At 66.6% G+C, this 19299-nt stretch carries 19 protein-coding genes; 6 read left to right on the top strand and 13 right to left on the bottom strand.

Going from position 1 to position 19299, the window contains the following annotated elements:
- Window positions 1-14: 14 nt before the first annotated feature.
- From THSYN_RS07055 to THSYN_RS07030, 6 genes are all read right to left on the bottom strand, one after another.
- Complete coding sequence (locus THSYN_RS07055) at window positions 15-989, bottom strand: SphA family protein (protein ID WP_100918510.1); 975 nt, start codon at window positions 987-989, stop codon at window positions 15-17.
- A 22-nt stretch (window positions 990-1011) separates the two neighbouring features.
- A complete protein-coding gene (locus THSYN_RS07050; protein WP_100918509.1) occupies window positions 1012-2580 on the bottom strand; it encodes an arylsulfatase in 1569 nt (522 codons plus the stop codon).
- 23 nt (window positions 2581-2603) lie between these two features.
- Window positions 2604-2795, bottom strand: coding sequence for a hypothetical protein (locus THSYN_RS07045; RefSeq protein ID WP_100918508.1), 192 nt, complete (start codon window positions 2793-2795; stop codon window positions 2604-2606).
- Window positions 2792-3163: a hypothetical protein gene (locus THSYN_RS07040; protein ID WP_100918507.1), complete on the bottom strand. Its 372-nt coding sequence runs from the start codon at window positions 3161-3163 to the stop codon at window positions 2792-2794. The genes THSYN_RS07045 and THSYN_RS07040 overlap by 4 nt, the downstream gene beginning before the upstream one ends.
- A 291-nt stretch (window positions 3164-3454) precedes the next feature.
- Window positions 3455-4873, bottom strand: a complete 1419-nt coding sequence (locus THSYN_RS07035) for an OmpA family protein (protein WP_100918506.1) — start codon at window positions 4871-4873, stop codon at window positions 3455-3457.
- A gap of 189 nt (window positions 4874-5062) precedes the next feature.
- The gene (locus tag THSYN_RS07030) at window positions 5063-5302 is read right to left on the bottom strand and encodes a DUF533 domain-containing protein (protein ID WP_236848809.1); all 240 of its coding nucleotides are present in this window, start codon (window positions 5300-5302) and stop codon (window positions 5063-5065) included.
- 349 nt (window positions 5303-5651) lie between these two features.
- Here THSYN_RS07030 and THSYN_RS07025 point away from each other — a divergent pair, with 349 nt between their 5' ends.
- Both THSYN_RS07025 and THSYN_RS07020 read left to right on the top strand, forming a co-directional pair.
- A complete protein-coding gene (locus tag THSYN_RS07025) occupies window positions 5652-6671 on the top strand; it encodes an AraC family transcriptional regulator (RefSeq protein WP_157817505.1) in 1020 nt (339 codons plus the stop codon).
- A gap of 200 nt (window positions 6672-6871) precedes the next feature.
- Window positions 6872-9163 (top strand): putative bifunctional diguanylate cyclase/phosphodiesterase, encoded by a 2292-nt coding sequence (locus THSYN_RS07020; protein ID WP_100918504.1) that lies wholly within the window; start codon window positions 6872-6874, stop codon window positions 9161-9163.
- Between the two features lie 95 nt (window positions 9164-9258).
- Here THSYN_RS07020 and THSYN_RS07015 read toward each other — a convergent pair whose 3' ends face one another.
- The 4 genes from THSYN_RS07015 to THSYN_RS07000 all read right to left on the bottom strand — a co-directional run bounded on the left by THSYN_RS07015 (window position 9259) and on the right by THSYN_RS07000 (window position 12364).
- Complete coding sequence (locus THSYN_RS07015) at window positions 9259-9510, bottom strand: twin-arginine translocation signal domain-containing protein (protein WP_216644705.1); 252 nt, start codon at window positions 9508-9510, stop codon at window positions 9259-9261.
- A 46-nt stretch (window positions 9511-9556) separates the two neighbouring features.
- Window positions 9557-10627: a DMT family transporter gene (locus tag THSYN_RS07010; RefSeq protein ID WP_100918503.1), complete on the bottom strand. Its 1071-nt coding sequence runs from the start codon at window positions 10625-10627 to the stop codon at window positions 9557-9559.
- Between the two features lie 233 nt (window positions 10628-10860).
- Complete coding sequence (locus THSYN_RS07005) at window positions 10861-12003, bottom strand: cysteine desulfurase family protein (protein ID WP_100918502.1); 1143 nt, start codon at window positions 12001-12003, stop codon at window positions 10861-10863.
- Window positions 12004-12007: 4 nt separating this feature from the next.
- Window positions 12008-12364 (bottom strand): DsrE/DsrF/TusD sulfur relay family protein, encoded by a 357-nt coding sequence (locus THSYN_RS07000; RefSeq protein ID WP_100918501.1) that lies wholly within the window; start codon window positions 12362-12364, stop codon window positions 12008-12010.
- A 267-nt stretch (window positions 12365-12631) separates the two neighbouring features.
- Between THSYN_RS07000 and THSYN_RS06995 the strand changes: the two genes are divergently transcribed.
- Together THSYN_RS06995 and THSYN_RS06985 are read left to right on the top strand one after the other, a co-directional pair.
- Window positions 12632-13297, top strand: a complete 666-nt coding sequence (locus THSYN_RS06995) for an ArsR/SmtB family transcription factor (RefSeq protein ID WP_100918500.1) — start codon at window positions 12632-12634, stop codon at window positions 13295-13297.
- A gap of 947 nt (window positions 13298-14244) precedes the next feature.
- The gene (locus THSYN_RS06985; protein WP_100918498.1) at window positions 14245-14688 is read left to right on the top strand and encodes a hemerythrin domain-containing protein; all 444 of its coding nucleotides are present in this window, start codon (window positions 14245-14247) and stop codon (window positions 14686-14688) included.
- Window positions 14689-14884: 196 nt separating this feature from the next.
- Here THSYN_RS06985 and THSYN_RS06980 read toward each other — a convergent pair whose 3' ends face one another.
- Entirely contained in the window at window positions 14885-15952 is a 1068-nt protein-coding gene (locus THSYN_RS06980) for a class III poly(R)-hydroxyalkanoic acid synthase subunit PhaC (RefSeq protein WP_100918497.1), read from the bottom strand.
- 56 nt (window positions 15953-16008) lie between these two features.
- On the bottom strand, window positions 16009-17109 hold the full coding sequence (phaE, locus tag THSYN_RS06975; protein ID WP_172965244.1) for a class III poly(R)-hydroxyalkanoic acid synthase subunit PhaE: 1101 nt from the start codon (window positions 17107-17109) through the stop codon (window positions 16009-16011).
- 283 nt (window positions 17110-17392) lie between these two features.
- Between phaE and phaR the strand changes: the two genes are divergently transcribed.
- Window positions 17393-18142 carry a polyhydroxyalkanoate synthesis repressor PhaR gene (gene phaR, locus THSYN_RS37205; protein WP_418219907.1) on the top strand — a complete coding sequence of 250 codons (750 nt, stop codon included), beginning with the start codon at window positions 17393-17395 and terminating at the stop codon, window positions 18140-18142.
- A 142-nt stretch (window positions 18143-18284) separates the two neighbouring features.
- The gene (locus THSYN_RS06965; RefSeq protein ID WP_100918496.1) at window positions 18285-18650 is read left to right on the top strand and encodes a phasin family protein; all 366 of its coding nucleotides are present in this window, start codon (window positions 18285-18287) and stop codon (window positions 18648-18650) included.
- A gap of 155 nt (window positions 18651-18805) precedes the next feature.
- Here THSYN_RS06965 and THSYN_RS06960 read toward each other — a convergent pair whose 3' ends face one another.
- A complete protein-coding gene (locus THSYN_RS06960) occupies window positions 18806-19297 on the bottom strand; it encodes a DUF4124 domain-containing protein (RefSeq protein ID WP_100918495.1) in 492 nt (163 codons plus the stop codon).
- Window positions 19298-19299 lie beyond the last annotated feature (2 nt).

The raw sequence follows: 19299 nt of genomic DNA, 5'->3' as shown, positions 1-19299 counted from the left end.
CAGAATTGAAGTGATCAGAACTGCATGACCAACTTCAGCCAGACGTAATCGCCCTTCAGCCGATTGCTCACGTCCAATTCCGGCAGCCAGCGCAGTTCCGCGACGAAGGTCTTGGTGCCGCGCGGCAGGACGTAGCTGAGCACCGGGCCGATACCGGCGGTGCGGCCCTGGAAATCGCCGAGCCGCGCGCCCTGCCCGCTGTCCGCGGTCACCTGATCCAGGTAGAAGGCCTCGGCACCGATCCCAAGGAAGCCGGTCCCGACCGGCAGCAATTGCTGGATACTGCCGTCCAGGTGCAGGGTGGAACCGCTGCGATAACGGGTATCGGGATTCTCGGTATTCATGCCGAGCCCCAGGTAGAGCGCGGCATTGAACCCATTCTTGTCGTTGTTGTAGGAGACGCCCAACGTTGGGTCAAAGGTCCAGTAGTTCAGTCCCGGGTTGGCCAGCCGTCCCTTGCGGTACTCGCCGGTGGGGGCATAGACCGGGAGCGTGGCGCTGACCTGCCAGAACCCCGTCTCCCAGGCCAGCATGACGGGGATCAGTGTCAGGTCGCCGACCCCGGCGGCGCGGTCGCGGCGCCGCACTGCGCCCAGCGGGGTGTCGAGTTGGGCCTCGACGGTGGCCCAAACATAGGGCAGATAGGCGCCGAGGCTGTAGTGGGCGCCGAGCGGGGTCTGCGCAAAGGTGTAGAGCCCGCCGAGCAGGAGGGCGTCACTGTCGGCGGTCAGCCCGGCGGCCAGGGTCCCGGCGATGGGGATTGCCCGGGACGCCGCGGCACTGCCCTCATAATGCAGGTAAATCGGCTCCACGACCCAACCGGGCTTGGTCGGCGGCCGGTCGATCAGGGTCGCCATGCCGCCCGGCAGATAATGGCCGACCCCGCCCTCCGCGGCGAGCGCCGCCCCCGGGCATCCCAGGGCGAGTATCAGGGCGAGCGCCCACGGCGGGGCGATGCTTGGTCGGACGTGCGGCGGGTGATTCGCCATCTTGAAGTATCTCCGGTCCTGCCTAGTTTGCCTGCTGCATCTTCAGCAGTTGCGATTGGATGCCCTCGATGGTCTTGCCGAACTGGGCGGAGAGACCGACCTGCCGGATGGGGAAGTCCTTGAAGCTCGCGAAGTGCTGCTCGACGACGCCGACCATGGGTGTCAACACCCAGGCCTTGTGCTCGGCGTATTGGCGATTCAGATCGCCCCATTGACGCTCAAAGGGGTCCATCAGCAGGTTGTCGATCACCGGGCGCCCCAGGTTCTGGAGCGGGTCGTCCCAGTGGCCGTTGAGCTTAGCCGAGAAGCTGACCTTGAACTGGTTGTAACGGATCGCGGTCAGCGTGCTCTCGTCATAATAGAAGACGAAGTTGCGCGCCGACTTGTCGCTCTGGCCGGTGAACAAAGCGCTCTGGTCGAAGCCGTCCAGATGCACCTTGTAGCTGCGCTCCCCGTAGGTCGCGCCATCCTTGAGCCGATCCACCGCGCCGGGCTCGCCCGCGGCGGCGGCAAGCGTCGGCAGCAGGTCGGTCATGTCGACGATCTCGCCGCTCACCCGCCCGGCCGGCGCCCCCGGCCAGCGCATCAGGAAGGGCACGCGCACGCCGCCCTCCCAGGTGGTGCCCTTGTCGCCGCGGAACGGTGAGGTACCGCCCTCGGGCCACATATACTGGTAGGCACCGTTGTCGCTGGTGTAGATGACGATGGTGTTCTTCGCGAGTCCCGTCTCGTCGAGCTTGGCGAGCAATAGACCTACATGCCCGTCGTGTTCTTTGAGTCCTTGACCGTAGACATCCTCGCGACCGGCGCGGGACTGCCCCTGGGATTCGGGCTTCAAGTGAATGAAAACGTGCTGGCGGGTGCTGTTGTGCCACAGGAAGAATGGCTTGCCGTCCTGGGCGCGATGCTCCAGAAAGGCGACCGACTTGGCGGCCACCTCGTCGTCGAAGGTCTTCATGCGCTCGATGGTGAGCGGCCCCTCATCCGCGGCCGGCCCGCCGGCGGTGCAGGAGACGATGCCGCGCGGATTGAACTTGGCCACGAACTCGGGATTGGTGGGCCGATCCGGGTCCTCCAGGTCTTCGTTGGCGTTCAGGTGATAGAGGTTGCCCCAGAACTCATCGAAGCCATGGCGGCAGGGCAGGTGCTCGTCCAGGTCGCCCAGGTGGTTCTTGCCGAACTGGGCCGTCGCATAGCCGCGGGTCTTGAGGATCTCGGCCAGTGTGATGTCCTCGGCCTTGAGCCCGGCGGGGGAGCCCGGGGTGCCGACCGTCGTCAACCCGGTACGCACCGGCAACTGACCGGTAATGAAGGCCGCCCGCCCTGCCGTGCAGCTCGGCTGCGCGTAGAAGGCGCCCAGCCGCAGCCCCTCGCGCCCGATGCGGTCGATGTTGGGTGTGGCCACGCCCATGATGTCGGCGCCGTAGGATGAGACATTCATCCAGCCGATGTCGTCGCCCATGATGACGAGGATGTTGGGCTTGGCCGGTGTCGATGCGGATGCCGCCGCTGCGGCCGGTGTCGCGGCAAGGCTGGGCAGGTGGATCAGCAGCGCCGCGGCGGCGAGCAGGCCGAGCAGGGATCGCTTCATGGGTTGGACTCCGGATTGGGTCGTTACATTGGGAATAGGAGCTTGACGGTCAGGTTCACGGACCACTCGGGAACCACCGCGGCGTTCGCAAAATTGTACTCATAGCTACCGCTGAACTGCACCGGCAATGCATTGAACTTATGCAGCTTGGAGACCTTGACTCCCAGCGGGAGGTTGCTCCAGACGCCCTTATTCCAGTCGTAGGTGATGTTCATCTCGGACGCGCCGATGGACCACTTGTGCGGGAGTGAATAGTTGAGGAGGACTGATTGAACACGATCAGGTCGAACAGCACCGAATCGCCGAGGCCGGTCTTGCCCGATGGGCTCAGGGTGGCGTAGGGGATGGTGGCGCGGGCAATGTGGCTCAGCGCCCCGGTCGTGAACGGCACCACCGGGCGCAGCAGCACCATGTTGCCACTCTCGTCGTGCAGGTTGTAGTAGTTGCCCGAGTAGATGTTCTGGATCTGTACCGCGATCAGCGAGGCGGTGGGGTCGTTGGCGGCCTGGTCCAGGGCCTGGTTGGTGGGGACGGTGGCGGCGGCGCCCGCCCCCGCCACGGTAGTCAAGATAAGAAGACCCATGGCAGTACGCGGCGGAATCGACGGATTGCACATGAAAATCAGCCTGCTCGGATTCGCATTCGGTTGGGGCTGGTCTTCGCAGCCGCGGTCTGTCATCCAAGCACAACACTTAGACGTAGACGGAGGAGCACCCGCGCTTGGGCGAATAGTGTTAGAACTTGACAGTCACTCTAGGGCAATCCTCCTCCGGCGTCTATGCACTTTCCGCAACCAGGGGAACCCCGTCACCCCCGCGCCGGCCCGCCTCGGACGAGGCGGGCCAGCCGCTGGCCGCCGCTGATCCCGGCGCGACTATTTCTTCGTGACGACGACGACGGTGCGCCGATTGCGCGCGCGCCCTTCCTCGGTATCGTTAGTGGCGATGGGGAACTGCTCCCCGTAGCCCTCCGCCGCCAGGCGCGACGGGGCGACGCCGAGCGCGACGAGCTCGCCCTTGGCGCTGTCAGCACGCTCTTGCGACAGTTTCAGGTTGTAGGCGTCGTCGGCCTTGCTGTCGGTATGACCGGCGATCTTCATCTCCAGGGTCGGGTAGCACTTCATGATCTCGGCGATGTTCTTGAGCTGGGCGCGCGAGGACGGTTTGAGTGCGGCCGAATCGGTTTCAAATTCCATCCGATCGAAGGAGAAACTGGTGTTCGGGCCGATGACCGAGGTCTTGTCGTCGAGGAACGCGATCAGCATCGACTCGACGCCGTTCACGCCGACCTCGAGCAGTTGGCCGGAACAGATGGTCTGTTTGACCAGCACCGCCCCGGCGGGACCGGGTGTCGGCGCGGGTGTCGGCGCGGGTGCTGGAGCCCGGGCGGCCGCCGCCGGCGGCGCTGTCGTGGCCGCGACCGGCGGAACGCTCGTCCCGGGAGCCGACTTGGCCTGGTGCGCGAGCCACCAGACGGACCCGACGCCGAGCGCGATCATCCCCAGCACCGGGGCTACCCACTTCCACGCACCCCCGTCCGCGTCCGCCGCGCCGCCGGCCGCCGCGGCACCATAGGCCCCCGGGGCCGCCACGCCGCGGGCCGCCGGGGCCGCCGCACCATAGGCACCCGGGGCCGCCGCGCCGGAGGCCGCCGGGGCCGCCGCACCATAGGCCGCCGGAGCCGCCGCGCCGTGGGCCGCCGGGGCGGCCGGGGCTGCCGCACCATAGGCCCGTGCCGGTGCCTCACCAAACTGGCCGACACCGAGCGCCGCCGCGCGACCCTGCGGCGCGGCACTGTCCAGGAAGGACCCCGGTCCCGTGGTCAGTTCGGCGATGGACGCGGCGTTGAGGCCGCCGGTGCTGCCCGCCTGCCGACCGATCAGGTTGAGGGCGAAGGGCACGACGAGGCCGAACAGCGAGGACGAGGCCGACTTACCGATGCCGGCGGCGCCCGCCAACCAGTCGACCAGACCCGAAACCCGCGATCCGAAGAGCGACGCGACGAACGGCTCACCGCGCTTGACGAGATCCGCGAGCCCGCTCGGGCTGCCGGCCACATCGGCCGGGGTCCCGATCGTCTTGCCGTCGAATCCGCCGTGCTGGAGCATCTCGTGCAGGTCGGCCGCCCCGCCCGTGGTTGCGACCTTCTGGTGGACTGCGCACATGACGGCCGGGACCGCGGCGGTGATTGCGGTCTGTGTCTTGGCCGGCGTCTCGCCGACGAAGGACGCAATCTTGTCGATCACGTCGCTGGAGAACTCGTTTTGCAGCAGGCTGAAGAGATTGAACGCCATGATGAACCCCCCCGGGGCTTAATTGTTACGGACTGCGCACCGAACGCCTCCTGAGAACCAGGCGGCAGGACTGGCGCGTCGGCTGCACAGCACGGCCTGCCGCGGACGGCAGGGGTGCCGGCAATCGATGGAAACCACCGCGCTGAGCCGCGGCTCGGCGCGCGATGTGCCGACCTGGCAGCGACGAAGTCAGACCTTAACCCCCAAGGTCTGCTGGATGTTCTGGACGACCGTCGCAGTGAGGCCCGTCTTCTGGGCCAGCTCAGCCAGGTAAGCCCGTTCGTGAGGGGTGTCGACCTCGATTGCAAGGAGCGAGGCGGCATAGACCTGGGCCGCCACCTCCTGGTTCGGGATGGCGGCGGCGAAGGCGTCCAGGTCCAGGGGTTGCCGCAGTTCCTTCATGATCCAGGCCTCCGTATCCCCGCTCATCCCAGCCTCTTTGAGCTTAGGTTCGCCATCGCTTTCTGCGCTCCGCCGTGGTGGTTGGGTTGACCGGTCGCACCACTCAAGCTATTGATTGGCGCTTATTTTGAAATGGTGAAAACTTGTTACCCGCAGCGTTGTGATGAGACGACCGCGAGCAATCCTCAGGCACGCTTTTCGGGCCCCCGTCATTTGCTGAAGGGCTAAAATGTTGGGATCGGCTGTGGCTGGCCCGTCGCAGCGCGGGCCGGTGGATGAACCGGTATCGCCGCGGCGAGGGTTGTCTAACTTCGACGTGAAATTAGACCAACTGTCACGCGCGGTCTATGCATTTTCCGCAACCGGGGGAGAACCCTTGCAGACATCGAGACAAACGCCTGCCGCCGCGCGCACGGCCGCGGCCCCAAGCTCCTTCGTCGTCCTTCAGGACATCGACGACCCCTGCGTCTGGGAGGCGGCATCACCCCCGTGGGAGGTGCTCGCCTCACCGATCGGGCGCGGCCCTTTCCGGAACATCAAGCGGATCCTCGTTACCCCCAACTGGCTCATCTATCGGGAGTCCTTCGCCTGCGCCCTGCATGTTCAGGGCTGGACCCCGGCCGGGATGCTCGCCTTCACGGTGCCGATCCGTCTGGGCGCGCGGTCGCGCTACTGGGGGGCCGCACTTGCTGAGCACGGGCTTCGCACCTCCTTGCCGGGGTCCCTGGATGTCGTGCTGGATGCCGGACAGGAGCACATGGTCGCCCTGACGCGGCTGGACTGGCTGCGCGCCCAGCTCGATCCGGTCACGGCCCAGACCATCGAGCGGAACGCGGAGAGCCGGGTGCTGCCGGCCGCCGCCCGGCAGCGGAGTGCGCTGGGGACATGGCTGCGGCACCTGCTGAACCGGGTTCACGCCGAGCCGCGGCTCTTGGAGCATCGCGGCGTCGTGACCGCGCTGGAACAGGACCTGCTGGACGGGCTGCTGCGCACCCTGTGCCTGGGCGGCCCCGGGGCCACCCTGGAGGCGGCACACCGGCGTCAACGGGGCTTCGATCTGGCCATCGATATCATGCGTTGCGCCGACCTCGACGAGCTCAACTTCGCGGACCTGTGCACCCAGGCCGGCGTCAGTCAGCGCACCCTGGAGTACGCCTTCCGGGAACGGCTGGGGACCTCGCCCATGGAGTTCATCCGGCGGCTGCGCCTGCATGGGGTGCGCCGTGCGCTGCTGGCGGCAAGCCGCGGGGACGACACGGTGGCGTCGATCGCCATGACCTTCGGCTTCTACCAACTCGGCCGCTTCGCGGCGCAGTACCGGGCGCTGTTCGGCGAGTTGCCCTCCGTCACCCTGACGCGGCGCGGCACCTTTACCGGGGCCAGCCTGCTGGGTTGAGGGATAGACCCCGCACGCGCTTCGGCGGGCGACGACTCGGCTGCGGAAAGCGGATAGACAGCGGGAAACGACGGGCGTAGCGTTAAGATTCAGTAACAGTGACGGCTCCCTCTGCGGGCGCCGTAGCAACCATCCCTGATACCCCTGCCCGGTTCGCTGTTGCTGGCCGTCCCAAGCCATGCCGCCCCCCCGGACCCACGATGCCGTCCTTCAGGAACCAACCTGACCCTGTCCTGACCGATCTGCTCGCCGCGCTGCGGCGCGAGCGGGTCGATGCCGCCGATCCCGAGCGTCTGGTGCTGGAGCTGCAGATTCACCAGATCGAACTGGAACTCCAGAACCGGGAGTTGCTCGAGGCCCGGCAACTGCTGGAGGACGCGCGCGACGACTATGTGGACCTCTACGACTTCGCCCCGGTCGCCTACGCCACGCTCACCGGCGAGGGTCGGATCACCCGGATGAACCTGGCCGCCGCCGCTTTGTTGGGGGTGGAGCGGGCGCGGGGGCTGGAACTGTTCCTGGGCACGCGGCTGGCCCCTGGGGACGGGCGCAACCTGCTCAGCAGCCTCGGGCGGGTCCTGGCGAGCGGCGAGCAGGAGTCCATTGAGGTCGGGCTGGGGCGCCCAACGGCAAACCGGCGCAACCTGCACCTGATGATCCGGCGCGATGATCGGCCCGCGACCGGGGAGGCCCCCACCTGCCGCGTGATCCTGTTCGACATCACCGAGATCACGCGGGCACGCGCCGAAATTGCCGCCCAGAGGCACTTCCTCCAGTCGGTCATCGACGGGATCGGCGACCCCGTCGTCGTCATCGGCACCGATTACCGGCTCCTGCTGATGAATCGGGCGGCACGGCTGGCGACGGGGGTGCCGCCCGAGGGCCGCTGCGGGCTGAGCTGCTACGGCGCAATCCATGGCCGTGACGCCCCCTGTGACAGCCCCGAGCATCCCTGCCCGGTACCGCAAGTCCTGGCGGGCGGGACCGCGGTCAAGGTGGTCCATCGCAAGCGATGCGCGAACGGACAGACCCAGTGGATCGAGGTAATCGGCGCGCCGCTGCTGGGTCCCGGCGGCGAGATCCTGGGCGTGGTCGAGTCCCTGCGCGACATCACCGAGCATCTGGACCTGACCGCACGGCTCCAGGAGCGGGAACTGCAACTGGAGCACCTGGCCCAGCACGACCCGCTGACCGGGCTCCCCAACCGGCTCCTGTTCGCCGACCGGCTGCACCAGGCCATGCGCCACGCCCATCGCGAACAACGCAAGGTCGCACTGCTGTTCCTGGATCTCGACCGCTTCAAGGCCATCAATGACAGCCTGGGACACCCGACCGGGGACCTGATCCTGCAGCAGGCCGCCCGGCGCATGAGCACCCTGGTGCGGGAGGGCGATACGGTTGCCCGCCTGGGGGGCGATGAGTTCACCGTGATCCTGGGAGGCTTGACGCAGGGCAGCGACGCCGGGCTGATCGCCAACAAGCTGGTCGCGGCCTTCCAGGAGCCCTTCGCGGTCGCCGACCGACCACTCTATGTGACCGCCAGCATCGGCGTCAGCCTCTACCCCGATGACGGCATCGAGCTCGATACCCTGTTGCGCAACGCCGATTCCGCCATGTATCGCGCCAAGGACCAGGGCCGCGACACCTTTTGCTTCTATACCGAGGACATGACGGCGCAGGCCCTGGCCCAGGTGACGCTTGCGACCGACCTGCGCCTGGCCCTGGCGCGCGCGCAGTTCGTGCTCCACTACCAGCCCCAGATCGAGCTTGCGACCGGGCTCATCGTCGGCTGCGAGGCCCTGATCCGCTGGCAGCACCCGGAGTTCGGCCTGGTCGAACCGGGGCGCTTCATCCCCTTGGCGGAGTCCACCGGGCTCATAGTCCCGATCGGCGCCTGGGTCGTGCGCACCGCCGCCACTCAGATGAAGGCCTGGCAGGAGCGGGCGCTGCTGACCGATGCGGCGGTCTGGGTCAACCTGTCAGGCCGCGACACCCAAGACCCGAATCTGGCCGCGACCATTGCGGGCCTGTGCGGTGAGGTCGGGGTACACCCGGGCGGCCTGGCGGTGGAGATCACCGAGACCTGGATCATGAGCAACCCGGACCTCGCGGCCACGAATATCCGGCGCCTCCAAGCCCTGGGGATCGCGGTCGGGATCGACGACTTCGGCACCGGTTACTCCTCCCTGGCCGCGCTCAAGCGCCTGGGGGTCAGCGAGATCAAGATCGACCGGTCCTTCGTCGCCGGATTGGCGCAGGACCCGGACGACCGCGCCATCGCCCGCGCGATGATCGCCCTGGGCCGGGCACTGGGATTGCGCGTGGTCGCCGAGGGGGTCGAGACCCAGGCCCAGGCGGACTTTCTCCAGGCCGAAGGGTGTCGGATCGCCCAGGGCTACCTGTTCAGCCGACCGCTCCCGGCGGAGCAGTTCGAGGTCTATGCCCGCGACGCGGCCCCGGTAAAGGAGAACATCCATGCCCAGCCCCGCTGATCCACCTCAGGTGCCTGGAGAGCATCCAGCCGGCAGTGCTGCAAACTGAGGGGCGTTCTTCTTACTGGATCATGAGCTTACCTCGCAATTATCATTCAGATTGCAGGGCCACCATACTTGTTCTCCCAGTGGGAGCGGATCAGCTTCTCCGAAATGCCATCGAGCTTGGCGGGATCGAACGGCAGGGGTTTGGGCTCATGCCCCGGGGCGAAGGCCGTCGGGATGGGTGCGGTCGGGGCCGGCTCTGCTGATGGCGGGGCCGCCAGGGCCTCGGGTGACAGGGCGGCCAGCATCGCGCCGGCGGTCGCGGTGGCCAGAAAGTCGCGCCGGGAATAGTCGTTGCTCATCGCTTTACTCCAGATTCGTGCAGGTGAATAGAGCGCACCCGTCGGCTCAATGATCGTGACGATGATGCGCGTCGGGGAAATGGGCATGCGCATGGGACAAAGGCGCATGTCGATGCTTATGACGATGTGGCTGGCCGGACGGTATCGGTTCATCGTGCGGGTGCTGGTGCTGGTGATGGGGGTCGTGGCCGTGCGCGTGCTCGTGCTCTAGCGCTGCGTGCGTGTGTTCATGACGATGCTGCTCGGTCAGGTGCAGCCAGACGCCCACCGCCATCAATGCGCCCGCGATCAGCAGCCGTTGGTCGAGCGCTTCGCCCAGGAGGGGGATCGCCAGCAGGGCGCCGAAGAAGGGGGCCACGGAAAAATAGGCGCCAGTCCTGGCCGTTCCCAGGTGACGCAACCCGACGACGAACAGGGCCAGACTGACGCCATAGGCCAGCGCGCCGATCGACAAGGCGGCGGCCAGATTCGGTACCGCCGGCCAGGTTGCACCAAGCCAGAGTGCCAGCGCCAGGTTCGCACCGCCGGCCGCCACGCCTTTGATTGCCGCAATCCAGGTCGCATCCGCCAGCGCGACCTTGCGGGTCAGGTTGTTGTCGATCCCCCAGGCGAAACAGGCCCCCAGCACCGCCAGCGCGGGCCAGACACTGCCGAGCCGGGCCTCCTGCGGCCAACTGAGCACCAGCGCACCGGCCACAATGGCGGCCATTCCCAAGGCGATGCGCCGGTCGAAGTTCTCGCGGAACGCAAACCAGGCCAACAAGGCGGTGAACACGCCTTCGGCGTTGAGCAACAGCGAGGCACCGGCCGCCGGCATGCCGGTCAGCCCGAACATCAGCAGCACCGGAGCGACCACCCCGCCGGCCAGAATGGCGCCCGCGAGCCAAGGCCATTCGCCGGGCGCCAGCCGCCCCTTGGGCGCGCGCCTTACCAGGCGATACAGCGACAGCCCGCCGCCCGACCCGAGGTAGAGCAGACCCGCCAGCAGCCAGGGGTCGACGCTCGCCAGCAGCCACTTGGCGAGCGGGGTGCTGCCGCCGAACAACAGCGCGGCACCCAAGGCGGCCAGTACGCCGGGTTGGCGCAACCCGTGTTTCCAATTCGTCGTTATCTGCATCCTGGTTCTCGGTTCATGATGCGGCTTGGCCGCGGTATGCCCAGTGGCAGACGAGGGTGCCGGTCCGAAGGCGTCTGGGACCGGGCGGATGTTGGCAGTTAATCCGGGCCGGCGCCGATGATTGCATATGACGAAACAGCCGCAGCGTCCGGTTGAGAAAAACCTTAACCGGACCAGTCGGCGCGGTCGTTCGGGCCCGGGCTGTTTAGCCCGGTTCGCCAGGTCTGCGCCGTTTACCGCCCCGCCAGTGCGCACCAGGCAGTCGCTAAGGCGTCCGCAGCGCGCTCAATCTCCCCTTCGGTGGTCGGCTCGCCCAGGCTCAGCCGCACCGCTCCCAGTGCCCGCTCCCGCGGGATGCCCATGGCACCGAGCACGCCGCTGACCGCCGCGCCGGACCCATGGCAGGCGGCGCCGAGCGAGACCGCAACCGTGGTGGTGCGGGCCAGCAGGTCCCGGCCGCCCACGCTCGGGAAGGACACATTCAGGGTGTTGGGCAGGCGCTCATCGGGGTGGCCATTCAGGGTAAGCCCGGGGACCGCCGCGACCAGCCGCTCATGCAGCGCGTCGCGCAGGTTGCGCTGGCGCGCCGCGCCGACGGCCAAACGCCCTTGGGCCAGGATTGCTGCGGCGCCGAGGCCAACGAGGTGTGCGACATTCTCCGTTCCCGGCCGCAGGCCGCCTTCATGCCCGGCCCCGAAGAGAATGGGGGCGAGCGGTGTGCCGGCACGGACGAACAGGGCCCCGACGCCCTTGGGGGCATAGAACTTATGGCCCGCGATCGTCAGCAGATCGACCCCGAGGGTCACCATATCCACCGCCACCTTGCCCACCGACTGGGCCGCGTCGGTGTGAAACAGGACCCCACGAGCACGGGCCAGCGCCGCCAACTCGGCAACGGGTTGCAGGGTGCCGACCTCGTTGTTGGAATGCATGATCGAGACCAGCACCGTGTCGGGGCGCAGGGCGGCGAACAGGTCCGCGGGTGCGACCTGACCGGTCGGGTCCACCGGCAGCGTTGTTACCTCCCATCCTTGGGCGTACAGGTGCGCCATGGGCGCGCTCACCGCCGGGTGCTCGATGGCGCTGGTGACGAGGTGGCGTCCCCGCCCCTGCAGTGCCGCCGCGACGCCGAGCACGGCCAGGTTGTTCGCCTCGGTGGCCGAACCGGTAAACAGGACCTCGCCAGGATCGGCGCCGATCAGGGCCGCCACCTGGGAGCGCGCCTGGGCCACCGCCGCCCGGGCCTGGCGACCGTACCAGTGGTCGGAGGACGGATTGCCGTAACCCGCACCGCGCAGCCAGGGCAGCATGGCATCGCGCACCTCGGGGGCGATGGGGGTGGTGGCGTTGTAGTCGAGATAGATGGGCGGGGTCATGGGGTCAGAACGTCAGCACCTGGTCACTGTCGATGACCCACTCGGCTAGCGCTTTCATCGTCGAATGCTCGGCGCCGTCGAAATAGGGGTGGTTCTTGTAAATGCCGCAGCGCGCCATGCAGGTGCCGCAGACCTTCACCACGACGCCGCGCCCGATCAAAGACTTGAGCATCTGCGACAGATCCTGGTCATAGCCCTCGGGCGGACGGCAGACCTCGCGGGCCAGATCGACGGCATCGTTCATCAAGAAGCAGCGCACCTCCTGTCCGCCGTCGACCAGGGTGTTGGCCAGGCGCAGTGCGTTCCAGGTGACATCGGTGCTGTCGTAAGGCTCACGGTTCAGCACGATCAGAATCTTCATGGGCGTTATCCAGTCGGGACGGTGCGACCCATCCTGACAGATCCGGAATCATCGATCAACGTTTCAGTTGAATGTTCTCGGGCGCTCCGGCGTCGCCGGAGCGCCCGCCCGCGGTGTCCCTCGGACGCCGGCCACCCGCTGGCCGGGCAGCCGACCAGCGAGGTCGACGAGCGCCTGCCTGCCAGTCGGGGAAGCCCTTATACTGACAGTCCCGGCCGTCGTTCAGGGCTGTTGGTGACTGTTGCCGAACCACTGCGAGCCCCAACCATGTCCGAACCTCCGGATCACAAGCAAGCACTGTTCGCGCACTTGGCCGTGATCGCCCGTGCGCTCGGCCATGGGGCGCGGTTGGAGTTGCTGGACTTTCTGGCCCAGGGCGAGCGAGCCGTCGAGGATCTCGCTCGGGTCGCCGGACTCTCCATCGCCAACACCTCTAAGCATCTGCAACAGCTCAAGGCCGCGGGCCTGGTGCTGGCCCGGCGCGACGGCAAACACATCCGCTACACGCTGGCGGACGATCGGGTGCTGGATGCGGTCATGGTGCTGCGCGCGCTCGCGCAGGCACGCAGCAGGGCGGTGGGTGAACTGTTGGCCGAGTATCTCGGGAGCCGCGACGATCTGGAGCCGGTCCCGGCCGATGAACTGCTCGTCCGGGTGCGCGACGGGTTGGCGACCGTCATCGACGTGCGGCCCCCCGATGAATTTGCCCAGGGCCATGTCGCCGGGGCGCTGAATATCCCGCTAGAGCGATTGCAGGAGTATCTGGATCGCTTCACGCCGGACCGGGAAGTGATCGCCTACTGCCGCGGCCCTTGGTGCGTGCTCTCGTTCGAGGCGGTGACCCGACTACGCGCGGCGGGATTCTCTGCTCGTCGTCTGCGCGACGGCTGGCCGGAGTGGCGGCGGGCTGGCCTGCCGGTGATCACCAACTGATCGAGTAGCCAAGCCCGGCCAGCGCGCAGGCCCCGATGACCGAGATGACGCCGATCTTATAGCGCCACAGGGCGAGGAACGCGGCCCCATGACCAGGAGCGAGAACCACTCGAAGCGCCCCGCGAAGGGCGCCGCGTGCGTCGCTTGGGGCCAGAGCACATGCCATGCAAAGAAGACCGCCAGGTTGACGATCACCCCGACCACCACGGCGGTGATGCCGGTCAGAGGGGCGGTGAAGAACCAGCCCATCTGGGTCAGCGGTCCGGCCCAGCCGAAGCTTAAGAACAAGGCCCCTTCCACTCGGCCCCAAGTCCCAACACCCACCAGGCAGTAGACCAGGGTGCGTGGCCAGGAGAGGCCGGCGTGGACCGGCGGCGGGCTGTGGTCGTCGATCAGGGCCGGTCCATAGGTCCGGCCCGAGGCCCCGTGACCCCCACCGGTCTTGGGCGACGCCGGGAAAGCAATCCTGGCGCTCGATCTCGGCCAGCGATCGATCGAGTTGGCGCTGTCGGCGCCGCGCCCCGGCCTCATCGAGCCCGGGGATTTCACCGGCTAAGCCCGCCATCGCCTGGGACAACGCGGCATAGTCCGCCGTCCGGTCGAACAACCCGGTCAGCGCCTGCTCTAACGCGCTCGCCTGCATGGGCGCGTGACCATGTCGATCGGACCTATGTGGGTTGGCGAACAGATCAGGCGGGGGGGACAGGCGTATCGTCAGCCGCGGTGTGTTTAGCGCCAGGGGCGCTTTGTGCTCAGGGCCAGCGGGTCATCATAAGACAAAAAAAGGGGTTGTGACGCCGGATCGGCTTTGGATGAGGCCGCTGCCCGGAGGCTTTGGCACGCGAAGACTGATGTCGCGGTGCCACAAGCGGGTCGGCCGTGGGGCATTGCCGGAGGATTCGGTCCTGCCGGCGGGCCCGCCAAACTCACAACGGGAGAGACAATCAATGCGAACCTTAGACGGCTACCGCAGCACTCACTCGGACCTGCGCCAGATCATCGGCGACCTGCGCTCGATCCTCGCCGATCAGCAACCGAGTCTACGCAGCAACGCCAGGACGGCCTATGATCTGTTGTGCGACCTGGGCGAGCGGGTGAGCAGGCATTTGGACCTGGAGGATCACGACCTGTACCCCACCCTGCTAATTCATGAAGACCCGAAGGTCAAGTCCATGGCCTGGGGATTCATCATCGGGGAGCGGCCCATGCGCCAGACCCTCGAGGACTACCACCAGCGCTGGCTGAAGCACTGCGACTTCAACTTCACTGATGAATTTCTCGCCGAGACCCAAGCCGTCGTCGCCTCCGTCGCGCAGCGCCTCGATCGTGAGGAACTGGTCCTGTTGCCCAAGATGGTCGAGATCGGCCTGCTGCGCGAGGCGCGCCTCTAGTCTGGGAGGCCAATCACTGACGGCAATGAAAAGCCCGTGTGGCGTTACCGCCGCACGGGCTTTTTTTTCCATCAGGGGTGCCGCCGACGGCGCCACCCCTTGCCTGTGCCCCCGGACGGGTCCTTCCGACCGATCGGCGTCGGGTCGCGGCCCGCAGGCCGCGCCCGCGCCTTAGAGGGCTAGGCCGTCGGCAGGCCTAGGACCGATCGTTCAGCCACTTGCCGATGGCGGGGGTGACCTCCTTCTGGGCCTTGCCGCTGACATAGATACCGATATGGCCGCCGGGGAAGGGGTTTTCGGTATAGTCCGTGCTGCCGACCAGGCCCTTCATCGCCTGGGAGGCGGCCGGGGGCACCAGGTGGTCCTGCAGGGCGAAGACGTTGAGCAGCGGGCAGGTGAGATTCTTCAGGTCGATCTCGTAGTCGCCGATGACGACGCCGCCGTTGATGAGTCCGTTCTTCTGGTAGAAGTCCTTGGAAAATTGCCGGAAGGTCTCGCCCGCCTGGTCGGGGCTGTCGAAGATCCACTTCTCCATGCGCAGGAAGTTCTTGACCTTGTCGGCATCCTCCAGCACGTCGACCATGTTGACGTATTTCTGGCCGGCCAGGGCGAAGGGCTTGAGCGACAGGAAGGTCCAGTTCAGCAGCTCACCCGGGACATTGCCCATGGTGTCGACGGCCAGGTCGATGTCCATGGCCTGCACCCAACTGGAGAGCAGGTTGCCGGGGGTCTGGAAGTCTACCGGGGTAACCATGGTGACCAGGTTCTTGACCTTGTCCTGGTGCATGGAGGTGTACATCAGGCTGAAGACGCCACCCTGGCAGATCCCCAGGATGTTGATCTGCTCCAGCCCGTGGGACTCGCAGATGAAGTCCACGCAACGGTCCACATAGCCGTTGAGATAGTCGTCCAGGGTCAGGCAGCGGTCGGCGCCGTCCGGGTAGCCCCAGTCGATCAGGTAGACGTCCTGACCGGTGGCGAGCAGGCCCTTGATGGTCGAGCGGTCCTCCTGGATGTCGGTCATGTAGGGCCGATTGACCAGGGCGTAGATGACCAGCACCGGCACCGGCCGGGGGGTGACGCCCGCGGGGGTGTCGTAGCGGTACAGGACCAGCTTGTCTTCCTTGTAGACCGCCTGCTTGGGGCTGACGCCGGTATCGATCTTGTCCGCGTTGAGCAGGTTTTCCATGCCCTTGCCCAGCTTGCGGGTGTAGTCGAGCATCTCCTGGGTCAGTTTGTCGGGCCGAATGTCGATTGGGATCACGTGATCTCTCCTCGTTTTAGGTGTGTCTGCCGCGCCTTCTTATGGGGGGGCGGCAGTTATTTGGTGGTTGGCTTGACGGCGGGCTTCTTGGGTGCAGCGGCCTTGCTATCGGCCGGGCCGGCGATCAGGGCAGCGCGGGGGACGTTATGGGTCTTGACGCGGGCACCCGGGGCGAGCGGCTGGCCGCTGGCCAGGGCCTCGACCTGGGCCTGCAGGACCTTCAGGCCATGGCTGAGCTTCTTGTTTTCGCGCCGGGTCTCCTGGAGACGGTCCTGGAGGGTGCGGATTTCGGAGCGCGTGGGCATGTTCAGCGCGCCCAGTTGCCCGTCGACCATCTCCGACATGCGCGCCTTGAGCGCCATCTGGGAGTTGATCAGCTTGCCGTGCAGTTGCGCATAGGCCGGGGTGCTGACCTCTTCGGCGTAGACCGCCTCGCAGCAGTTGACCCAGTCGTCATAGATGGCGCGGGCCGAGTCGATGGTCTTGCCGCTGCTGATCAGGTCCTGCATGTAGGCGCGCATGCGCTCGACCGCCTTGACCCCGAGCTTGGAGTAGAAGGCCGAGTACTCCTGGAGGGCCTTCTGGTAGTCGATACTGCGGCGGATCAGGTCCTGGTAGGCGCCCTGCTCCTCACGGGTGTAACCTAGCCCGGGGGCCGACAGCAGCCGGTCCACATGCTCCTGCATGCCGTCGTGGGGCATGTTGCGCAGGACGTCACCGGGGATCAACGGCGACATGGAGGACGTCATGCGCTGCCAGTTGTCCAGCGGCAGCTCCCAGAAGGCCAGCATGCGGTGCATGGCGTTCTTGTCGTCACCGCCCCCGCCGAGCCCGCCCATGAAGCCCTTCTGCATGTCCTCCAGGGCCTTGCTGAAGGCGCTCCAACCGTCGCCGCCGCCGCCCGCGGTGGGCAGGAAGGTCTCGGCCATTTTGAAAAAGGACTTACCCTGCTCCATCATCCGCTCCATGAACTGCTTGGAGGCAGCGGGCGCGGCCGGGGACACGGCACTCCACCAGTGCTCCAGGGCGGACTCCCAGGGCGCGGTCTGACTGCCCCCCTCCAGGCCCATGGCCTTGCGATTCATCGCGATCCAACTCTCCCAGTATTTACGCTGGGTTTCCATCCAGTCGTTTGAAAAGAAGCTATCTTCGTTCACGTTGTGACCTCCTCGGTGTAAAGTCGGAAAAAGCTAGCACGGAAAATTGTGCGCTGCAACAAACTCCGCTATGATCCGTCGGTGAACCAGGCATGGGGATGTTGACGAGGGGCACCAGACGCCCCCAAGCGCGCAGCCCCGTGAGCGTTTCGGCAGTCGTGCGGGCAGCAGCGGCGGTGAACCGACAGCCGCGCCGGCGCCTTTTTGCTGCGCCTGGCGCGGAGACGGCCGTCCCCGGCCGGCGGTCCGCTACCTGATATAGTTACGGAGCACACCAGGGGCAATGAGCGACACCAGCATGATCCGCGCCGCGGTGCGGATCGCCAAGGCGGTGGTTACCGGTCGCTCCAGGCGCCCCGCCGACGCGATCCTACCGGGCGGCATCGCCGAGCGCAAAGGAAAACCAGTCGGCGCGGCCCGCAACGGCGCGCCGTCGGCCGCCGGAACACCCGGCGGGACCGCGCCCGGGGCCTTGCCTCCCCCTGGGGGCGCACCGTCGCGGCGCGGCGGCGCGGTACACTTGGTCGCGAGGGTCCCCAATCAGGCGATGGCCATGAGCAGCGAACGCATCATCAAGAAATACCCGAACCGGCGTCTGTATGATACCGAGGTCAGCCGCTATATCACCCTGGCCGACGTACGTAACCTGGTGATGGGCAGCGCCCGGTTTCGGGTCGTCGATGCCGCCAACGACGCCGATATCACCCGTTCGATCCTGCTCCAGATCATGCTGGAGGAGGAAACCGGGGGCGAGCCCCTGTTCAGCGCGACCATGCTGGCCCAGATCATCCGGTTCTACGGCGGCACCGTCCAGGGGGTCTTTGCCCGTTACCTGGAGAGTTCGCTCGACCTCTTCGCCCAGCAGCAAAAACAACTGACCGACGCCTGGGGCGACAGCCCCCTGGACGCGGTAACCCGCATGACCAAGCGCAACATGGACCTGTGGTCGGAGCTGCAGGACGAGTTCATGCGCGCGGCCGGGATCCCCGTCGGCGGCGAGCGCCCGGACGACAACGACGACGACGACCAGTGAGCGGGCCCCAGCCCCAAGATCGGCGCACCTAAAGAAAATTAATCCATAGTATTTCGTTTTTCTTCCTTGACAGGGGCCAAAACGCCGACTATTGTGCACTGCAACAAATGTTGCAACGCAACAAAGTTCTGGAGACAGACTAATGAACGCAAACGACACCTTCAATACCGTCAACGAAATCACCACCAAGGGCGTGGAGCGCATGTCCAGCCTGGGCGAGCTCAATCTGCGCATCTTCGAGCGTCTGGCCGCCCGTCAGGTCGATGCGATGAATCTCGCCGTTGAGCACAGCGTGCGCCTGACGAAGCTCGCCACCGAGGCCAAGGGTGTGAACGAGTTCGTCAAGGGTCAGGCCGAGGCCGTCAAGGACTTCAGTGAGCGCGTGATGGGTGAGTCCAAGCTCAACCTGCAGCTCGCTGGCCAGACCCGCGACGACTACCGCGTCTGGTTCGAGAAGAGCCTGGCCGAGGTCAGCGCCGATCTTCGCAAGACCGTCCCCGCCGTTTAGTCACCAATTGAGTCGGGCGACCGATAACAACAACCAAGTCGCCTGAAGGTCTCAACCGAGTCCTCCTCGTCTCTCTCAACATGAGACGTTCAAGCCCGGCTCCCCGCCGGGCTTTTTTTTGCCCTTTTTTTGCCGGAGGTACTGGACTCATCGATTCAGCGCTTGCGCGCACGCCCCAGCGCCGCCTCCAGTTCCCGCACCTTCTCCTGGGCCGCCGTGACCCGCTGGTCATACTCCAGCGTGGAAACCTGTTGTCCGCCGGGCGTGGTCTGCCAATCGTCCTCACCGTGGATCTTTGCCTGTTCCAGCGCCGCCTTAGCCTGGATCAGGGCCTGCTGGGCCTGCTGGGGCGAAGGGAGCGTAGCGGCGCCCGCGTTTGCGCCCTGACCCACCCCCCCGGGCGGCGGTGCCTCGGCGCCGATGCGAATCCGCATCGCCTCGACAGTGCCCGCGCTGTCCGGGACCGGGGCCGTGGTTGAATAGCTCACGCGGCCCTGCGCGTCCACCGACTTGTAGATCGCATCGGCAGCGACCGCGCCCAAGGCCGTCGCGGCGCCCGCCAGGACCAGCGCGGCAATGATGAAACCGCGGCACCCGGGTCGAGGTGCCGACGACGACGCCCGCGGGGACAGGGGACAGCGGTTCATCC

Origin of the sequence: Candidatus Thiodictyon syntrophicum (assembly GCF_002813775.1) — a bacterium.
Classification (GTDB): domain Bacteria; phylum Pseudomonadota; class Gammaproteobacteria; order Chromatiales; family Chromatiaceae; genus Thiodictyon; species Thiodictyon syntrophicum.
This window is presented reverse-complemented; position numbering and strand designations above follow the sequence as displayed.

Coding starts and splice junctions, on each gene's coding strand:
- THSYN_RS07020 (WP_100918504.1), top strand. CDS start 6,872: ATGCCGTCCTTCAGGAACCAACCTGACCCTGTCCTGACCGATCTGCTC.
- THSYN_RS07040 (WP_100918507.1), bottom strand. CDS start 3,163: ATGGGTCTTCTTATCTTGACTACCGTGGCGGGGGCGGGCGCCGCCGCC.
- THSYN_RS06995 (WP_100918500.1), top strand. CDS start 12,632: ATGTCCGAACCTCCGGATCACAAGCAAGCACTGTTCGCGCACTTGGCC.
- THSYN_RS07050 (WP_100918509.1), bottom strand. CDS start 2,580: ATGAAGCGATCCCTGCTCGGCCTGCTCGCCGCCGCGGCGCTGCTGATC.
- THSYN_RS07045 (WP_100918508.1), bottom strand. CDS start 2,795: ATGAACATCACCTACGACTGGAATAAGGGCGTCTGGAGCAACCTCCCG.
- THSYN_RS06985 (WP_100918498.1), top strand. CDS start 14,245: ATGCGAACCTTAGACGGCTACCGCAGCACTCACTCGGACCTGCGCCAG.
- THSYN_RS07035 (WP_100918506.1), bottom strand. CDS start 4,873: ATGGCGTTCAATCTCTTCAGCCTGCTGCAAAACGAGTTCTCCAGCGAC.
- THSYN_RS07055 (WP_100918510.1), bottom strand. CDS start 989: ATGGCGAATCACCCGCCGCACGTCCGACCAAGCATCGCCCCGCCGTGG.
- THSYN_RS07010 (WP_100918503.1), bottom strand. CDS start 10,627: ATGCAGATAACGACGAATTGGAAACACGGGTTGCGCCAACCCGGCGTA.
- THSYN_RS06965 (WP_100918496.1), top strand. CDS start 18,285: ATGAACGCAAACGACACCTTCAATACCGTCAACGAAATCACCACCAAG.
- phaR (WP_418219907.1), top strand. CDS start 17,393: ATGAGCGACACCAGCATGATCCGCGCCGCGGTGCGGATCGCCAAGGCG.
- THSYN_RS07005 (WP_100918502.1), bottom strand. CDS start 12,003: ATGACCCCGCCCATCTATCTCGACTACAACGCCACCACCCCCATCGCC.
- THSYN_RS07000 (WP_100918501.1), bottom strand. CDS start 12,364: ATGAAGATTCTGATCGTGCTGAACCGTGAGCCTTACGACAGCACCGAT.
- THSYN_RS06960 (WP_100918495.1), bottom strand. CDS start 19,297: ATGAACCGCTGTCCCCTGTCCCCGCGGGCGTCGTCGTCGGCACCTCGA.
- THSYN_RS07015 (WP_216644705.1), bottom strand. CDS start 9,510: ATGAGCAACGACTATTCCCGGCGCGACTTTCTGGCCACCGCGACCGCC.
- THSYN_RS07030 (WP_236848809.1), bottom strand. CDS start 5,302: ATGAGCGGGGATACGGAGGCCTGGATCATGAAGGAACTGCGGCAACCC.